Source organism: Streptomyces sp. NPDC052036 (assembly GCF_040680495.1).
Taxonomy (GTDB): domain Bacteria; phylum Actinomycetota; class Actinomycetes; order Streptomycetales; family Streptomycetaceae; genus Streptomyces.
In genome coordinates this window covers 184,363-200,136 of the sequence record NZ_JBFAWW010000012.1, presented here as the reverse complement: position 1 = coordinate 200,136, position 15,774 = coordinate 184,363, and the positions used below count along the sequence as shown (strand labels likewise).

The following is a 15,774-nucleotide window of genomic DNA, read 5'->3' as shown; positions in this document are numbered from 1 at the left end:
CCACCGCTATGTCCACGGCGGACAAGCAGCGGCGCGCAAGGCGCCCACATGGAGCATGCCCACCCCCCACCACCGCCTCTAGCCTGCGAGAAAAGAAGGCAAGCGTCCGAAAAACACCCCGCCCGGAACCCCCGTTCACCGGAACACCGGTGCACCACCACGTCCGGTTCGGTTCGCACGATCATCAGGGAGCCCCCATGACCGCACTTCCGCAGGAGCGTCGCGTCGTCACCGCCATCCCCGGCCCGAAGTCGCAGGAGCTGCAGGCCCGCCGTACCGCCGTGGTCGCTCAGGGCGTGGGCTCCGTGCTGCCGGTCTTCACCGCGCGCGCCGGCGGCGGGATCATCGAGGACGTCGACGGCAACCGCCTGATCGACTTCGGCTCCGGTATCGCCGTGACCTCGGTCGGCGCCTCCGCCGAGGCCGTCGTCCGCCGCGCCTCCGCCCAGCTCGCGGACTTCACCCACACCTGTTTCATGGTCACGCCGTACGAGAGCTACGTGGCCGTCGCCGAGGCGCTGGCCGAGCTCACGCCGGGTGACCACGCCAAGAAGTCCGCGCTGTTCAACTCGGGCGCCGAGGCCGTCGAGAACGCCGTCAAGATCGCCCGTGCGTACACCAAGCGCCAGGCGGTCGTGGTCTTCGACCACGGCTACCACGGCCGGACGAACCTGACGATGGCCCTCACCGCCAAGAACATGCCGTACAAGCACGGTTTCGGCCCGTTCGCGCCCGAGGTCTACCGCATGCCGATGGCGTACGCCTACCGCTGGCCGACCGGTCCGGACAACTGCGGCCCCGAGGCCGCCGCCCAGGCCATCGACCAGATCACCAAGCAGGTCGGCGCCGACAACGTGGCCGCGATCATCATCGAGCCGGTGCTCGGCGAGGGCGGCTTCATCGAGCCGGCGAAGGGCTTCCTGCCCGCGCTGCGCCAGTTCGCCACCGACAACGGCATCGTCTTCGTCGCCGACGAGATCCAGTCCGGTTTCTGCCGCACCGGCCAGTGGTTCGCGTGCGAGGACGAGGGCATCGTCCCGGACCTGATCACCACCGCCAAGGGCATCGCCGGCGGTCTGCCGCTGGCCGCCGTGACCGGCCGCGCGGAGATCATGGACGCCGCGCACGCGGGCGGCCTGGGCGGCACCTACGGCGGCAACCCGGTCGCCTGCGCGGGTGCGCTCGGCGCGATCGAGACGATGAAGGAGTTCGATCTCAACGCCCGGGCGAAGGAGATCGAGGAGACCATGAAGGCCCGCCTGACGGCGATGGCCGAGAAGTTCGACGTGATCGGCGACATCCGCGGCCGTGGCGCGATGATCGCGATCGAGCTGGTCAAGGACCGCGCCACCAAGGAGCCGAACCCGGAGGCGACCGCCGCGCTGGCCAAGGCCTGCCACCAGGAGGGCCTGCTGGTCCTGACCTGTGGCACCTACGGCAACGTGCTGCGCTTCCTGCCCCCGCTGGTGATCGGCCAGGACCTGCTGAACGAGGGCCTCGACATCATCGAGCAGGCGTTCGCCCGCATCTGATCCTGCCGGACGCCTCGCCGGGCGCGGTGAGACCGCGTCCCGGACACCGGCCGAGCACCTCATCCGCCCCCGCCGCCCCGACCCCGTTCCTCCGTCAGGATTCCGGGGTCGGGGCGGCGGCGGTCAGAGCGTGTGAAGAAGGTGTGGGAGGTGGATGGCAAGACGCGATTCCGGCTGTCGGAGCGGTTTTCCCTGCCGTAGGTTTCTCAGCAGATGAGAGATACACCCGTCCACAGGGGACTGTGGACGGCATCGGGCCGGGGCCTCCCCAGCTTCGACCTGGTCGTGCCCTCGCGCACACACCCGGAGCCTCCAGTTCCGGATCACCGATCGGACGGCCGCACGCCCCACACCCCCCGGGGCGGGCGGCACCCCGATCCGGACGGCCGCCTCGGAACCTCCCCCCTGTTCCAGGGCGGCCGACCTGCTTCCACGCCGAGAACCCCAGGTGCATCGAGCGCAAGCCGTCCCTGCGAAGCTGTCCCGGTGTCGCCCTCCCCAGCGCAGGACCCCAGGCCCGCACCTTGCCCGCCCCGCAGCCGGCCGTCCGTTCCGGTGTGGCCGGCCGTCGTCCTGGCCGTCGCGGGGCTGCTCTTTCTCCTGATCACCTGGCAGGTCGTCGCCCATGGGCCGCTCGCGCGGGCGGACCAGCGGATCGACCGGGACGTCGTCCGTCCGGACCAGGTCTCGGGGCTGCTCGCGGACCTGGGCAACATCGCGGTCGCCGTCCCCGTCCTGGTCCTGGCCCTCTGCTGGGCGGCCTGGCGGGCCCGGCGGGCGGGGGCGTACCGATGGTGGCTGCCGCCCCTCGCCGCGGCCGCGCTGACGGCGGCCCTGCCCGCGCTGATCGTGCCACTGAAGGAGCTGATCGCCCGGCCGGGCCCGCCCGTCATGGGCCCGGCGACGGGCTTCTATCCCTCGGGGCACACCGCCACGGCGGCGATCGCCTACGGCGCGGCGGCGCTGGTGCTGTGGCCGTGGCTGACCACCGGGTACGCCCGTCGCGGACTTCTCGCCCTCTGCGCGGCCCTCAACCTCGCCGTCGCTTTCGGCCTGGTCCGCCACGGCTACCACTGGCCCCTTGACGTGGCGGGCAGTTGGTGTCTGTGCGCGGTGCTGCTGTGCGCGCTGCGGCTCGTCCTCGGCCCGCTGCTCGACCCAGGCGGCCGTCCTCGGTCCCCGGCGGCCTAGGGGGTGATCAACCAGTGGTCCAGACCTCCGGCGGGCGCGGCCGCCCGCCGGAGACGGGTCAGCTGTCGAAGCCCAGCCCCAGCCGGTCCATCGTCTTCAGCCAGAGGTTGCGCCGTCCGCCGTGGGCGTCGGCCCGGGCCAGCGACCACTTGGTGAGCGCGATGCCCGTCCAGGCGAAGGGCTCGGGCGGGAAGGGCAGCGGCTTCTTGCGGACCATCGCCAGCTCGGTCCGTTCCGTGCGCTCCCCCGCCAGCAGGTCCAGCATCACGTCCGCGCCGAAGCGGGTGGCACCGACACCGAGCCCCGTGTACCCGGCCGCGTACGCCACCTTCCCCTGATGGGCCGTCCCGAAGAACGCCGAGAAGCGCGAGCAGGTGTCGATCGCGCCGCCCCACGCGTGGGTGAAGCGGACGCCCTCCAGCTGCGGGAAGCAGGTGAAGAAGTGCCCCGCGAGCTTGGCATACGTCTCCGGGCGGTCGTCGTACTCGGCGCGCACCCGCTTGCCGTACGGGTAGATGGCGTCGTAACCGCCCCACAGGATGCGGTTGTCGGCCGAGAGCCGGAAGTAGTGGAACTGGTTCGCCGAGTCCCCGAGCCCCTGGCGGTTCTTCCAGCCGATGGACGCCAGCTGCTCGTCGGTGAGCGGCTCGGTCATCAGCGCGTAGTCGTAGACCGGGATGGTGTACGAGCGCACGCGCCGCACCAGGCTCGGGAAGATGTTGGTGCCGAGCGCGACCCGGCGCGCGCGGACCTGTCCGTACGGGGTGCGTACGGCCATGCCGGCACCGTACGGCCGCAGGGTGAGCGCGGGCGTGTGCTCGTAGATCCGCACGCCCAGCCGCAGGCAGGCGCGCTTGAGGCCCCAGGCGAGCTTGGCCGGATGGACCATGGCCACGCCCCTGCGGTCGTACAGCCCGGCGAGGAAGGTCGGTGAGTCGACCTGCTCCCGTACCGCGTCCGCGTCCAGGAACTCGGTGCCCCCGGCCAGGCCCTTGCGCTGCATCTCGTCGTACCAGTCCCGCAGTTCCCACGCCTGGTACGTCTCGGTCGCCACGTCGATCTCGCCGGTGCGCTCGAAGTCGCAGTCGAGATCGTGGCGGGCGACGGCCTTCTCGATCTCGTCCAGGTTGCGGGCGCCGAGCTCCTCCAGTTTGTGGATGTCGTCCGGCCAGCGGGCCAGACCATTGGCGAGTCCATGAGTGAGGGAGGCAGCGCAGAAGCCGCCGTTGCGGCCCGAGGCGGCCCAGCCCGCCTCGCGGCCCTCCACCAGCACCACATCCCGCTGCGGGTCGCGCTCCTTGGCGATGAGCGCGGTCCACAGTCCGCTGTAGCCGCCGCCTACGACCAGCAGGTCGCAGGTCTCGGTGCCGGTGAGGGCGGGCTCGAGGTGGGGCTTGCCGGGGTCTTCCAGCCAGTACGGGACCGGCTGTGCTTCGGAAAGTGACGTGGTCCAACGGGTCATGGCGCTCGGGGCCATGATTTCAACTCCCTACCAGTGCAATGACACGGGGCGGTTTACGCCTTCTGGCGATTCCGGCGATTGCCGATGACCATGGAGGCCAGGACGAACAGTACGGCGACGATGAACATCGTCGTACCGATGACATTGATCTGAACGGGCGTTCCACGCTGGGCCGATCCCCAGACGAACATGGGGAAGGTGACGGTCGAACCCGCGTTGAAATTGGTGATGATGAAATCGTCGAAGGAGAGCGCGAAGGCGAGCAGCGCGCCCGCGGCGATTCCGGGGGCCGCGATGGGCAGGGTGACGCGCAGGAAGGTCTGCGCGGGCCCGGCGTAGAGATCCTGGGCCGCCTGCTCCAGGCGCGGGTCCATCGACATCACGCGCGCCTTGACCGCGGTGACGACGAAGCTGAGGCAGAACATGATGTGCGCGATGAGGATCGTCCAGAAGCCGAGCTGCGCACCCATGTTGAGGAAGAGGGTGAGCAGCGAGGCCGCCATGACGACCTCGGGCATCGCCATCGGCAGGAAGATCAGCGAGTTCACGGCGCCGCGGGCGCGGAAGCGGTAGCGCACCAGCGCGAAGGCGATCATCGTGCCGAGGATGGTGGCGCCGAGCGTCGCCCACACCGCGATCTGGAGGCTGATCGACAGCGAGCCGCACATGTCGGCGACACCGCACGGGTTCTTCCAGGCGTCCAGGGAGAACTGCTGCCACTCGTAGTTGAAGCGTCCCTTCGGTTTGTTGAAGGAGAACACCGTGACGATGACGTTCGGCAGCAGCAGATATCCGAGCGTCAGCAGTCCCGCGAGAATGACGAGATTGCGCCTGAGCCAGCGTACGAAGGCCATTTAGACCAGATCCTCCGTCCCGGACCTGCGAATGTAGACCGTGACCATGACGAGGATCGCGGCCATGAGGATGAAGGAGAGCGCCGCGGCCGTCGGATAGTCGAGAATCCGCAGGAACTGCGTCTGGATGACGTTTCCGACCATGCGGGTGTCCGTGGAGCCGAGCAGATCGGCGTTGACGTAGTCACCGGCCGCCGGGATGAAGGTCAGCAGCGTGCCGGAGACCACACCCGGCATCGACAGCGGGAAGGTGACCTTCCGGAAGGTCGTGATGGGCTTGGCGTACAGGTCGCCCGCCGCCTCGTGGAGGCGTCCGTCGATGCGCTCCAGCGAGGTGTAGAGCGGCAGGATCATGAACGGCAGGAAGTTGTACGTCAGACCGCACACCACCGCGAGCGGTGTGGCGAGGACGCGGTCGCCGGCGGTCCAGCCGAGCCAGTTGGTGACGTCCAGGACGTGCAGTGTGCTGAGGGCGCCGACGACCGGGCCGTTGTCCGCGAGGATCGTCTTCCAGGCCAGGGTGCGGATCAGGAAGCTGGTGAAGAACGGGGCGATCACCAGGACCATGATCAGGTTGCGCCAGCGGCCCGCGCGGAAGGCGATGAGGTACGCGAGCGGATAGCCGAGCAGCAGACACAGCACCGTCGCGGCGGCCGCGTAGAGAACCGAGCGGACGAACTGCGGCCAGTACTGGCTCAGCGCGTCCCAGTAGGTCGCGAAGTGCCAGGTGACCTTGTAACCCTGCTCCAGGGAGCCCGTCTGCACGGACGTGGACGCCTGGTAGACCATCGGCAGCGCGAAGAAGACGACCAGCCAGAGGAGGCCGGGCAGCAGCAGCCAGTACGGCGTGAGACGGCCCCGTCTGCGCGGGGGCTTGGTCTCGGAAGTGGTGGGCGCGAGGGGTGGGGGCGCCTCGGTGACAGTGGTCATCAGGCGGCCTCCTCCGCGACGGTCTCCACACCGGCGTCGATGTCCTGCGCCGCGTCCAGGCCGAAGGTGTGCGCCGGGTTCCAGTGCAGGACGACCTCGGCCCCGGGCACCAGGCGGGGGTCGCGGTCGATGTTCTGGGCGTAGACCTCGAACTCGGGGCAGACGGGGCTGTCGATCACGTACTGCGTCGAGACTCCGATGAAGCTGGAGTCGGCGATCGTGCCGGTGATGCGGTTGCGGCCGTCGGGTATCTCCCCCGCGTCGTCGGCATGGGTGAGGGAGATCTTCTCCGGGCGCACCCCGACCAGCACCTTGTCGCCGGTCCTCGTCGGCGCCGAACATCGGGCCTCGGGCAGCGCGAGCTTGCCGCCGCCCGCCTTGAGGATGATCTCGTCGCCGCTCTTGCCGTCCACCTCGGCCTCGATCAGGTTCGAGGTGCCGAGGAAGTTGGCGACGAACGTGGTCTGCGGGTTCTCGTAGAGGTCGGTGGGCGAGCCGAGCTGTTCGACGCGGCCCGCGTTCATCACGGCGACCGTGTCGGCCATGGTCATGGCCTCCTCCTGGTCGTGCGTGACATGGATGAAGGTGATGCCGACCTCGGTCTGGATGCGCTTGAGCTCCAGCTGCATCTGGCGGCGCAGCTTCAGGTCCAGGGCGCCGAGGGGCTCGTCGAGGAGGAGCACCTTGGGGTGGTTGATGAGCGCCCGGGCCACGGCCACGCGCTGCTGCTGGCCGCCGGAGAGCTGGTGCGGCTTCTTGCGCGCCTGCTCGCCGAGCTGCACCAGGTCGAGCATCTCCTCGACCTGCTTCTTCACCGACTTGATGCCGCGCCGGCGCAGGCCGAAGGCGACGTTCTCGAAGATGTCGAGGTGCGGGAAGAGGGCGTAGGACTGGAAGACCGTGTTCACCGGCCGCTTGTACGGCGGCAGATGCGTCACTTCCTGTTCGCCGAGGTGCACGGAGCCCGCGGTGGGCTCCTCCAGGCCGGCGATCATGCGCAGGGTGGTGGTCTTGCCGCAGCCGGAGGCGCCGAGCAGGGCGAAGAAGGAGCCCTGCGGCACGGTCAGGTCCAGCGGGTGTACGGCGGTGAAGGCGCCGTAGGTCTTGGAGATACCGGAGAGGCGGACGTCGCCGCTGTTGTCTGGTGTCGTCATCGTCGTCACGCCCCTGTGAGCTTCGAGAACTTCTGCTGGTAGGCCGTCTCTTCCTTCTGCGTCAGCGCGCGGAAGGCATGGGACTTCGCCTGCATGGCCTTGTCGGGAAGGATCAGCGGGTTGCTCGCCGCCGCCTTGTCGATCCTCGCAAGATAGGGCTGCACTCCCGCGACGGGGCTCACGTAGTTGACGTACGCGGCGAGCTCGGCGGCCGGCTCGGGCTCGTAGAAGAAGTCGATGAGCCGCTCGGCGTTCGTCTTGTGACGCGCTTTGTTGGGGATCAGCATGTTGTCGGTCGACGTCATGTAGCCGCTGTCGGGGATGACGTAGCCGACGTCGGGGTTGTCCGCCTGGAGCTGGACGATGTCGCCGCCCCACGCCACGCACGCGGCGAAGTCGCCTTTGGTGAGGTCCGAGGTGTAGTCGTTGCCGGTGAAGCGGCGGATCTGGCCCTTGTCCACGGCCTTCTGGAGGCGGGCGATCACCGCGTCGTAGTCGTCGTCGGTGAACTTGGCCGGGTCCTTGCCCATGTCGAGCATGGTCATGCCGATGCTGTCGCGCATCTCGGTGAGGAAGCCGACGCGGCCCTTGAGCTTGGGGTTGTCGAGCAGGTCGGAGACCGACTTCACCTCGACTCCGTCGAGCGCCTTCTTGTTGTAGGCGATGACGGTCGAGATGCCCTGCCAGGGATAGGAGTACGCACGTCCCGGATCCCAGTCGGGGGCGCGGAACTGGTCCGACAGGCCGGCGAAGGCGTGCGGCAGGTTGGACGGGTCCAGTTTCTGGACGTACCCGAGCCGGATCATCCGGGCGGCCAGCCAGTCGGTGAGGACGATCAGGTCGCGGCCGGTGTCCTGGCCGGCGGCGAGCTCCGGCTGGATCTTGCCGAAGAACTCGTCGTTGTCGTTGATGTCCTCGGTGTACTTGACCTGGACGCCGGTCCGCCTGGCGAACGTGTCGAGCGTGGGGTGCCGCTTGGTCTTGTCGTCCACGTCGATGTACTCGGGCCAGTTGGAGAAGTTGACGACCTTCTCCTTGGCCGAGTGGTCCTCGGCGGACATGCCGCCCGGGTTCTTGTCGGCCGCGGGGATCCCGCAGGCGCTCAGCGCCCCGAGTCCGCCGACCACGAGCGCGCCGCCCGCGGAGGCGCGCAGCAGCGAACGGCGGGTGAGAGCGCTCCTGCCGTTGCCGAAGCTGCGCCGCATGGCGGCCGCTCGGGCCGGGGACAGGCGGTCGGGCTCGTACTGCTCCATGCGTGTGGTGCCCTTTCGGGAATGGGCCGTGGTGGGCGGCCGGGTACGGTCTATCGGTCCCCGAAGATCGTGCGGTGCCAGTCCTTGCGGGCCACCGCAGTGTTGTCGAACATTACGTGCTTGATCTGCGTGTATTCCTCGAACGAATACGTGGACATGTCCTTGCCGAAGCCGGACGCGCGGTATCCGCCGTGGGGCATCTCGCTGATGATCGGAATGTGGTCGTTGACCCAGACGCAGCCCGCCTTGATCTCGCGGGTGGCCCGGTTGGCCCGGTAGACGTCGCGGCTCCAGGCGGAGGCGGCGAGGCCGTAAGGGGTGTCGTTGGCGAGCCGGATGCCGTCGTCGTCGGAGTCGAAGGGCAGGACCACCAGGACCGGACCGAAGATCTCGGACTGGACGGCCTCGCTGTCCTGCGCGGCGTCGGCGATCAGGGTGGGCCGGAAGTAGGCCCCCTTGGCGAGGTCGCCCCCCGGTGCCTCGCCGCCGGTGACCACGCGCGCGTAGGAGCGCGCCCGGTCCACGAAGGCGGCCACCCGGTCGCGCTGGACGTGCGAGATCAGCGGGCCGAGGTCGGTACCCGGTGCGAAGGGGTCGCCGAGCCGGACGCTCTCCATGAGGGCGGCCGTCCGGGAGACGAACTCCTCATAGAGGGGCCGCTGCACATACGCGCGCGTAGCGGCCGTGCAGTCCTGCCCGGTGTTGATGAGTGCGCCCGCGACGGCCCCGTGCACGGCGGCCTCCAGGTCGGCGTCGTCGAAGACCACGAAGGGGGCCTTGCCGCCCAGTTCCAGATGGAGCCGCTTGACGGTGGCGGTGGCGATCTCGGCCACCCGCTTGCCGACGGCGGTGGAGCCGGTGAACGAGGTCATGGCGACGTCCGGGTGGCCGACGAGGCGCTCGCCGGCCTCCTTGCCGGTCCCGGTGACGATGTTGATCACGCCGTCCGGGATGCCCGCCTCGGTGGCGGCCCGGGCGAACAGCAGCGAGGTCAGCGGGGTCAGCTCGGCGGGCTTCAGCACGATGGTGTTGCCCGCGGCGATCGCTGGGAGGATCTTCCAGGCGGCCATCTGGAGGGGGTAGTTCCAGGGCGCGATGGAGCCGACGACACCGATGGCCTCGCGGCGGACGTAGGAGGTGTGGTCGCCGGAGTACTCACCGGCCGACTGCCCCTGAAGATGCCGGGCGGCACCGGCGAAGAAGGCCGTGTTGTCGATCGTGCCCGGGACGTCGAACTCCCGGGTCAGCTTCAGGGGTTTGCCGCACTGGAGGGACTCGAAGCGGGCGAAGTCCTCGGCCTGGTCGGCGAGGACCGCGGCGAAGCGGTGCAGCGCGTCGGAACGCTCGCCGGGGGTCGCGCCGGCCCACTCGGGGAAGGCGGCACGGGCGGCGGCCACGGCGCGGTCGACGTCCTCGGCTCCGGCCAGTTCGCAGGTGTACACCTCGTCGCCCGTGGACGGGTCGACCACCGCGTGCGTACGGCCCGACGTGCCGCTGGCCGGCCGGCCCCCGATGTACTGCGCACCCTCCGCGAAACGTGTCCCTATGTCGTCCCGCGCCCTTCGGCGGGCGTCGGCGCCGTCGGCGTTGCCCGGGTTCTGCATAGCGCTCTCCTCCGCCGCCGGCTCGCGTTCACGCGGGGGCTGGCGTAGCTCCGGCTCGATTTGAGTGCCGATCCTGACAGAGCTAGTGGACTCCAACAAGTGATTCCGTTGTTGCCTTTTGGTTACGCGACGGAATCTGTCGACCAGGTGTCGAGTGCCGGAGAAAAAGGAAGGACGGAGTGTCAGTGGTGCCTGCCAGACTCCGGTGGCATGGAGAAGATCGATTCTCGGGAAGCCCTGGTCAGGGCCGTCCACGCGGGGGCGGGGGTCAGGTATCTGCATTTCTGGGGCCACCGGCCGCGCGGGGACGGACGGATCGGGACGAGTTGTCTGAGTCAGTGGTGGCCGTCGCCGTTCACCGTGGACGGTGTGGAGTACGCGACGGCGGAGCACTGGATGATGGCGTCGAAGGCACGCCTCTTCGGCGACGCGGACGCGGAGCGCATGGCCCTCGACGCGCCGAACCCGGCGCTCGCCAAGCGGGCGGGCCGGCTGGTGCGCGGCTTCGACGAGACGATATGGGCACGGGAGCGGTTCGCGATCGTGGCCGAGGGCAGCGTCCACAAGTTCGGGGCGCACGAGGATCTGCGGACGTTTCTGCTGGGCACGGGCGACCGGGTGCTGGTCGAGGCGAGCCCGGTGGACCGGGTGTGGGGCATCGGGCTCGCCGCGGGCGACGAGGCCGCGACGGATCCGGAGCGCTGGCGGGGACCGAATCTGCTGGGGTTCGCGCTGATGGAGGCGCGGGAGCGGCTGCGGGACCGGGCGTGATCGGGCACGGGCGCTGATGCCGGGTACCGCCGTGGATGAGGAAGGGGGCCGCCCCGCCGGGACGGCCCCCTTCGACGCCTCAGGCCCCGTTCAGAACGTACTGGCCGTGCCCAGGTAGCTCGCGAAGACCACGAAACCCAGCAGCGGCAGCACCACGGTCGCCACGATTCCGCAGACCAGCCCGGCGGTCGCCGCGCCCTTGTTGGTGGCCTCGCCGCGCTTGGCCTTCCCCCGGCCGAGCGCGCCGAAGATGATGGCGAGGATGCCGAGGATGACCCCGAAGAACCACAGGATGAAGGTCAGGCTGCAGACCAGGCCGATGATGCCCAGGACCAGCCCCGCGGTGCCCATGCCGTTGCTCGGCTGGGCGGGCATGGCGTAGCCAGGCGCCATGGGAGGCGCGGCCGGGTAGGACGGTCCGGACTGCGGGTGTCCGTACCCCGGACCGGACTGCGGGTATCCGTAGCCGGGCGTCGGCTGCCCCGGCTGCTGCGGTGGTTGCTGTGGCGGTCCGAAGCCGCCGGCCCCCGGACTGGCATTCGACATGACTGTCTCCCCTCCGTCGATGCTCGAAGCATCGTAGTGCCTGGTCGCCGCGCTGATCCCCCGCAGCGGGAGAGGAGCCGGGACCGGGCCGGGGTCAGCCGCGGACCTGCGCGGACGCCGAGACGCCGAGGGCGTCCCCCACGTAGGGATCGTCGGAGTACGAGGGATGGTTGACCGCCATCGTGATCCCGATGACCATCAGCACGATCACGGCCACCCCGAGGACGATCCCGACGATACCGAGGATGAAGCCAGCGAGGGCCTGGCCGCGGTTGTCGGCCTCCCCGGCCTCCGCCCGCTTGCGGCCCTTGATCCCGAAGACCACCGCGAGGATGCCGAGGATCACGGAGACCACGCCGTACAGGCAGAACAGGCACACCGCGAGGATGCCCAGAACCATGGCGGCGATCCCGAGCCCGTTGCGCGGGGGCGCGGGCATCCCGGGCCAGCCGTAGCCCGCGTAGCCCGGGGGCACGGGGTAGCCGTAGCCGCCCGGGGTGGCGTACGCGGACGCACCGGGGTCCGCGGGCGCGATCGGCGGCGGTGGTACGAAGCTCCCGTCGACCGGACCCGGGGCGGCGCCCGCCGGTCCGGGGCCGCCGCCCGTCACGCCGGAGCCGGGCGGCGCGAACCCGGCCGCCGACGGTGTCACCCCGCCCATCGTCCGCTGGTCGTGGAAGGAGGGCAGGGTCCCGCCCACCGGGGCCCCGCCCGCCGGGGGCTCACCGGGCTGCGCCGGCACGGCGGCGGGCTTGTCCATCGACACCTTCCGCTCCGGCGGTGCCCACGGATCGTCCGCACCCCCTGCGGTGCCCTGTCCCCCATGTATGTCGTCGGCCACAGCCAATCCCCCTCATCCCTCGGACCGTCATGCTAAGGCCCGGCCCCCGTCGGTGCTCCGGTCGCCCCCGCACGGCGGCGAGCGGGCGGCCCCTGTCCGAGGAGCCGGACCGTATGCCTAGGATCGTCCCCGAGTCATCGATCAGCCGATCACCCGCGTCCCGCCCTCATCCGGCGCCGCGACGCCGTTCCCGGGGAGGAACCTTGCCCGACCACCACGACACCGGTGCCGTGCGCGACCTGCACGCCTTCATCGCCGGACTGCCCAAGGCCGAACTGCACGTGCACCACGTCGGCTCCGCCTCCCCCCGTATCGTCGCGGAACTGGCCGCGCGCCACCCCGACTCCAGGGTGCCCACCGACCCCGAGGCCCTGGCCGACTACTTCACCTTCACGGACTTCGCCCACTTCATCGAGGTGTACCTGTCCGTCGTCGACCTCATCCGGACCCCCGAGGACGTGCGCCTGCTGACGTACGAGATCGCCCGTGACATGGCCCGGCAGCAGGTCCGCTACGCCGAGCTGACCATCACTCCCTTCTCCTCCACCCGGCGGGGCATCGACGAGCGCGCGTTCATGGACGCGATCGAGGACGCCCGCAAGGCGGCGGAGGCCGAGTTCGGGACCGTGCTGCGCTGGTGCTTCGACATCCCCGGCGAGGCGGGCCTGGAGTCCGCGGAGGAGACGACCCGGCTCGCCACCGACGACCGGCTGCGCCCCGAGGGGCTCATCTCTTTCGGGCTCGGCGGACCCGAGATCGGCGTCCCCCGGCCGCAGTTCAAGCCATACTTCGACCAGGCCATCGCGGCCGGTCTGCGGTCCGTGCCGCACGCGGGCGAGACCACCGGCCCGCAGACGGTCTGGGACGCCCTCGTCGAGCTGCGCGCCGAGCGCATCGGGCACGGCACCAGCTCCGCCCGGGACCCCAAGCTGCTCGCACACCTCGCCGAGCACCGCATCGCGCTGGAGGTCTGCCCGACCTCCAACATCGCCACGCGCGCCGTCAGCACCCTCGACGAGCACCCCCTGAGGGAGTTCGTGCAGGCCGGTGTGCCCGTGACGATCAACTCGGACGACCCGCCGATGTTCGGCACGGACCTCAACAACGAGTACGCGGTCGCCGCACGGCTGCTGGACCTGGACGAGCGGGGACTCGCCGGTCTCGCCAGGAACGCGGTGGAGGCGTCCTTCCTCGACGACGCCGGCAAGAAGAAGCTGGCGGCCGAGATCGACACCTACACCACGGCCTGGCTCGCACCCTGACCTCACCGACACAATGAGCCCCATGCGCACCGTGACTGCCGTGGCCCATCGCGGCGACCCCTACCGCCACCGCGAGAACACGATCGGCTCGCTGCGTTCCGCGCTCCAACGGGGCGCGGACGCGGTCGAGATCGACGTACGGCTCACCCGGGACGGCGTTCCCGTCCTGCTGCACGACGCGACCCTGAAGCGGTTGTGGGAGCGGGACCGGCCGCTCGCCGCGCTCTCCTGCGCCGAGATGCAGGGGCTCACGGCGGGCGGGGTGCCGACGCTGGCGGAGGCGCTGGCCGCGACCGAGGGAAGCCGGGTGATGATCGACCTGCCGGGCGGCCCCTCGGCCCGGGCCGTGCGCCGGATCGTGGACGTGGTCCGGGAGTGCGGGGGCCGGGACCGGGTGTACTACTGCGCGGGGGCGCAGGCCATGCTGGCGGTCCGGGCCGCCGACTCCGCGGCGGAGATCGCCCTGACCTGGACGACCCTCGCCCCGCCGCGGCCCGCCGTGCTGGACGCGGTGCGCCCGCGCTGGCTCAACTACCGCTTCCCCCTGGTAAGTGCGGAGCTGGCGGCCCGGGTGCACCGGGGCGGGCATCTGCTGTCCGTGTGGACCCCCGACACCCGCCGCTCGATGCGGCGCCTTCTCGACCTGGGCGTGGACTCGATCACGACCAACCGCCTCGACGCCCTGCACGCGGTGCGCGGCCACTGAGGCCCTTCGGGGCCGGTCGGCCCAATGAGCGTGACCCCGCGCCACGTCGCTCACTCGCCGACGGCCGCGGCCCGAGGGGCCGCCGGGACCGGTGCCGTCAGCGACTCCAGCAGTTTGATCTTCCTGCGCACCACATAGAGCGGTATCACGCCGAAGACCCCGAACGACATGTCGATCATGGACCACCAGAAGGGGATCCCGCGGATCGGTCCGCAGATCAGGGCGAGCGGGACGATGCCGGCGCAGGCGATCATCCCGAACTCGACGACCCAGATGTTGCGGACCGGATCGCGGTAGGGCCCGTAGAAGGCGATCGCGATCACGAGGTGGGCGAACGCCAGCCAGTCCGTGCCGTACAGCACGAAGGGGTAGCGGGCGTCGGTGGCGTCGATCCCCTGACGTACCCGTGCGATCCAGTCCATGAGGCCGGGGAGGTGCCGCGGCACCGACAGGGACGTGAGCAGATCCTCGGTCCAGCGCAGTTCGTGCACCAGGGGGAAGGCCGTGGCCCCGCTGAGCACGAGGCAGACGACGAAGAAGACCAGCCAGGCGCGAATGCCCTTCACCAGGGCGGCTCTGTCGCTCATAGCAGGAGCGTACCCGTGAGTTGAACACGTTCAAAAATGGGGTGGCGGTCGGCGGCCCGGCCCGGCCGGAACCGGGCTACCGCCGAGTGCCGTGCCCGGGCTCGGGGGCGAGGGTGGCCGCGCTCGCCGACGGCTCGATCCGTGGCCGGGTCGGTGTCGCCGACGGCCTGCGGGTGGGGACCGCCGCGCTGCTCGGGGTGCCTGACGCGCCGGACCGGGGCCTCCGGGAGGGCTCGGGGCTCACGGACCCGGGCGGCCTCGTCACCGAAGAGGAGGCCGACAGGGAGGCCGACGGGGTGGGCGGCAGCGATCGGCCGCTCGCGGGCGGCGGCGCGAGGGGGACCACGGGGGAGGCCGGTGACTGAGGTGCCGTCAGATGGACTCCGAGCCCGATCAGGACGGCGACGGCACAGGTCACGCCAGCCCCGGCCGCGGCACGCAGCACCCGGCGGCGGACCGCGGCCCGGCGGATCGCCTCGTAGCGGCCGGGGGGCGCGCCGAGGTGGTCGGAGGGGGGCCGGAGGATCACCGCGAGAGGGTCGTCGGGTCCGGACTCCGGACCGCCGGGGCCGTCGTCAAAGCGTGTGGTCAAGGCTTCTCCTCAGATGGACGCGGAGCAGTTCTCGGGCCGCGTGGAGATCGGCCTTGACGGTTCCTTCCTTGCGCCCGGTCAGCACGGACACCTCCCGGATCGGCATGTCAGCGTAGTAGTGCAGCAGGATCGGGACACGCAGTCGTTCCGGCAGCGACTGCACGAGCAGACGGACCGACGGATCGGTCTGCTCGGTGTGGGGGCGCACGGCGACCTCCGAGGTGACCCGGTGCACGGCTCTGCGCTCGCGCTCCAGCTTGCGCCAGTGGTCCCGGACGAGGTTGGCCGCGGTGACGTAGAGGAAACCGCGGGGCTCCTCCACGGACGTCCAGCGGGCCCAGAGCCGGGTGAACGCCTCCGAGGCGATCTCGTGCGCCGTCCCGTCGTCGTCGACGAGACGGCGGCACCAGCCGGCAAGGCGCGGGTAGAGGGCGGCGAACAGCTCGGACGCCGCCCTCTCACGGGACCGTTTCAACGCTCTCCAGGGTC

15 protein-coding genes and 1 pseudogene are annotated in these 15,774 nt (G+C 70.5%); 6 read left to right on the top strand and 10 right to left on the bottom strand.

Features of this window, described 5'->3' with window-relative positions:
* The first annotated feature begins 197 nt into the window (after positions 1-197).
* Together gabT and AB0L95_RS19220 are read left to right on the top strand one after the other, a co-directional pair.
* Complete coding sequence (gene gabT / locus AB0L95_RS19225; protein ID WP_365162854.1) at positions 198-1,532, top strand: 4-aminobutyrate--2-oxoglutarate transaminase; 1,335 nt, start codon at positions 198-200, stop codon at positions 1,530-1,532.
* A 486-nt stretch (positions 1,533-2,018) separates the two neighbouring features.
* Positions 2,019-2,723, top strand: a complete 705-nt coding sequence (locus tag AB0L95_RS19220) for a phosphatase PAP2 family protein (RefSeq protein ID WP_365162853.1) — start codon at positions 2,019-2,021, stop codon at positions 2,721-2,723.
* 58 nt (positions 2,724-2,781) lie between these two features.
* Here AB0L95_RS19220 and AB0L95_RS19215 read toward each other — a convergent pair whose 3' ends face one another.
* From AB0L95_RS19215 to AB0L95_RS19190, 6 genes are read right to left on the bottom strand one after another with little or no spacing between them, the layout of a single operon-like run.
* Complete coding sequence (locus AB0L95_RS19215; protein WP_365162852.1) at positions 2,782-4,200, bottom strand: FAD-dependent oxidoreductase; 1,419 nt, start codon at positions 4,198-4,200, stop codon at positions 2,782-2,784.
* A 38-nt stretch (positions 4,201-4,238) separates the two neighbouring features.
* Entirely contained in the window at positions 4,239-5,039 is an 801-nt protein-coding gene (locus tag AB0L95_RS19210) for an ABC transporter permease (RefSeq protein WP_365162851.1), read from the bottom strand.
* Complete coding sequence (locus tag AB0L95_RS19205) at positions 5,040-5,969, bottom strand: ABC transporter permease (RefSeq protein ID WP_365162850.1); 930 nt, start codon at positions 5,967-5,969, stop codon at positions 5,040-5,042.
* A complete protein-coding gene (locus AB0L95_RS19200) occupies positions 5,969-7,132 on the bottom strand; it encodes an ABC transporter ATP-binding protein (protein ID WP_365162849.1) in 1,164 nt (387 codons plus the stop codon). The genes AB0L95_RS19205 and AB0L95_RS19200 overlap by 1 nt, the downstream gene beginning before the upstream one ends.
* Positions 7,129-8,376 (bottom strand): spermidine/putrescine ABC transporter substrate-binding protein, encoded by a 1,248-nt coding sequence (locus AB0L95_RS19195; RefSeq protein WP_365162848.1) that lies wholly within the window; start codon positions 8,374-8,376, stop codon positions 7,129-7,131. Before AB0L95_RS19195 ends, AB0L95_RS19200 begins: the two co-directional genes overlap by 4 nt.
* A gap of 50 nt (positions 8,377-8,426) precedes the next feature.
* On the bottom strand, positions 8,427-9,980 hold the full coding sequence (locus AB0L95_RS19190; protein WP_365162847.1) for a gamma-aminobutyraldehyde dehydrogenase: 1,554 nt from the start codon (positions 9,978-9,980) through the stop codon (positions 8,427-8,429).
* A 210-nt stretch (positions 9,981-10,190) separates the two neighbouring features.
* Between AB0L95_RS19190 and AB0L95_RS19185 the strand changes: the two genes are divergently transcribed.
* Positions 10,191-10,751, top strand: a complete 561-nt coding sequence (locus tag AB0L95_RS19185) for an NADAR family protein (RefSeq protein ID WP_365162846.1) — start codon at positions 10,191-10,193, stop codon at positions 10,749-10,751.
* A gap of 90 nt (positions 10,752-10,841) precedes the next feature.
* On the opposite strand, the gene AB0L95_RS19180 is transcribed toward AB0L95_RS19185, so the two are convergent.
* Positions 10,842-11,297, bottom strand: a complete 456-nt coding sequence (locus tag AB0L95_RS19180) for a DUF4190 domain-containing protein (RefSeq protein ID WP_365162845.1) — start codon at positions 11,295-11,297, stop codon at positions 10,842-10,844.
* Positions 11,298-11,391: 94 nt separating this feature from the next.
* Positions 11,392-12,057 carry a DUF4190 domain-containing protein gene (locus AB0L95_RS19175; RefSeq protein WP_365162844.1) on the bottom strand — a complete coding sequence of 222 codons (666 nt, stop codon included), beginning with the start codon at positions 12,055-12,057 and terminating at the stop codon, positions 11,392-11,394.
* A 229-nt stretch (positions 12,058-12,286) separates the two neighbouring features.
* On the opposite strand from AB0L95_RS19175, the pseudogene AB0L95_RS19170 reads away from it, so the two are divergent.
* Positions 12,287-13,400 (top strand): annotated as a pseudogene (locus tag AB0L95_RS19170) (adenosine deaminase).
* A 22-nt stretch (positions 13,401-13,422) separates the two neighbouring features.
* Positions 13,423-14,106 carry a glycerophosphodiester phosphodiesterase gene (locus AB0L95_RS19165; protein WP_365162843.1) on the top strand — a complete coding sequence of 228 codons (684 nt, stop codon included), beginning with the start codon at positions 13,423-13,425 and terminating at the stop codon, positions 14,104-14,106.
* A 50-nt stretch (positions 14,107-14,156) separates the two neighbouring features.
* Here AB0L95_RS19165 and AB0L95_RS19160 read toward each other — a convergent pair whose 3' ends face one another.
* Positions 14,157-14,693, bottom strand: coding sequence for a hypothetical protein (locus AB0L95_RS19160; RefSeq protein ID WP_365162842.1), 537 nt, complete (start codon positions 14,691-14,693; stop codon positions 14,157-14,159).
* Positions 14,694-14,713: 20 nt separating this feature from the next.
* On the opposite strand from AB0L95_RS19160, the gene AB0L95_RS19155 reads away from it, so the two are divergent.
* A complete protein-coding gene (locus tag AB0L95_RS19155; RefSeq protein WP_365162841.1) occupies positions 14,714-15,058 on the top strand; it encodes a hypothetical protein in 345 nt (114 codons plus the stop codon).
* Between the two features lie 210 nt (positions 15,059-15,268).
* Here the strand turns inward: AB0L95_RS19155 and AB0L95_RS19150 are convergent, their stop codons facing one another.
* Positions 15,269-15,760 carry an RNA polymerase sigma factor gene (locus AB0L95_RS19150; protein ID WP_365162840.1) on the bottom strand — a complete coding sequence of 164 codons (492 nt, stop codon included), beginning with the start codon at positions 15,758-15,760 and terminating at the stop codon, positions 15,269-15,271.
* Positions 15,761-15,774 lie beyond the last annotated feature (14 nt).

Excerpts from the sequence above, each read along its gene's own strand:
- gabT (WP_365162854.1), top strand. The coding sequence starts at position 198 with ATGACCGCACTTCCGCAGGAGCGTCGCGTCGTCACCGCCATCCCCGGC.
- AB0L95_RS19215 (WP_365162852.1), bottom strand. The coding sequence starts at position 4,200 with ATGGCCCCGAGCGCCATGACCCGTTGGACCACGTCACTTTCCGAAGCA.
- AB0L95_RS19210 (WP_365162851.1), bottom strand. The coding sequence starts at position 5,039 with ATGGCCTTCGTACGCTGGCTCAGGCGCAATCTCGTCATTCTCGCGGGA.
- AB0L95_RS19205 (WP_365162850.1), bottom strand. The coding sequence starts at position 5,969 with ATGACCACTGTCACCGAGGCGCCCCCACCCCTCGCGCCCACCACTTCC.
- AB0L95_RS19195 (WP_365162848.1), bottom strand. The coding sequence starts at position 8,376 with ATGGAGCAGTACGAGCCCGACCGCCTGTCCCCGGCCCGAGCGGCCGCC.
- AB0L95_RS19190 (WP_365162847.1), bottom strand. The coding sequence starts at position 9,980 with ATGCAGAACCCGGGCAACGCCGACGGCGCCGACGCCCGCCGAAGGGCG.
- AB0L95_RS19185 (WP_365162846.1), top strand. The coding sequence starts at position 10,191 with ATGGAGAAGATCGATTCTCGGGAAGCCCTGGTCAGGGCCGTCCACGCG.
- AB0L95_RS19180 (WP_365162845.1), bottom strand. The coding sequence starts at position 11,297 with ATGTCGAATGCCAGTCCGGGGGCCGGCGGCTTCGGACCGCCACAGCAA.
- AB0L95_RS19175 (WP_365162844.1), bottom strand. The coding sequence starts at position 12,057 with ATGGACAAGCCCGCCGCCGTGCCGGCGCAGCCCGGTGAGCCCCCGGCG.
- AB0L95_RS19165 (WP_365162843.1), top strand. The coding sequence starts at position 13,423 with ATGCGCACCGTGACTGCCGTGGCCCATCGCGGCGACCCCTACCGCCAC.
- AB0L95_RS19160 (WP_365162842.1), bottom strand. The coding sequence starts at position 14,693 with ATGAGCGACAGAGCCGCCCTGGTGAAGGGCATTCGCGCCTGGCTGGTC.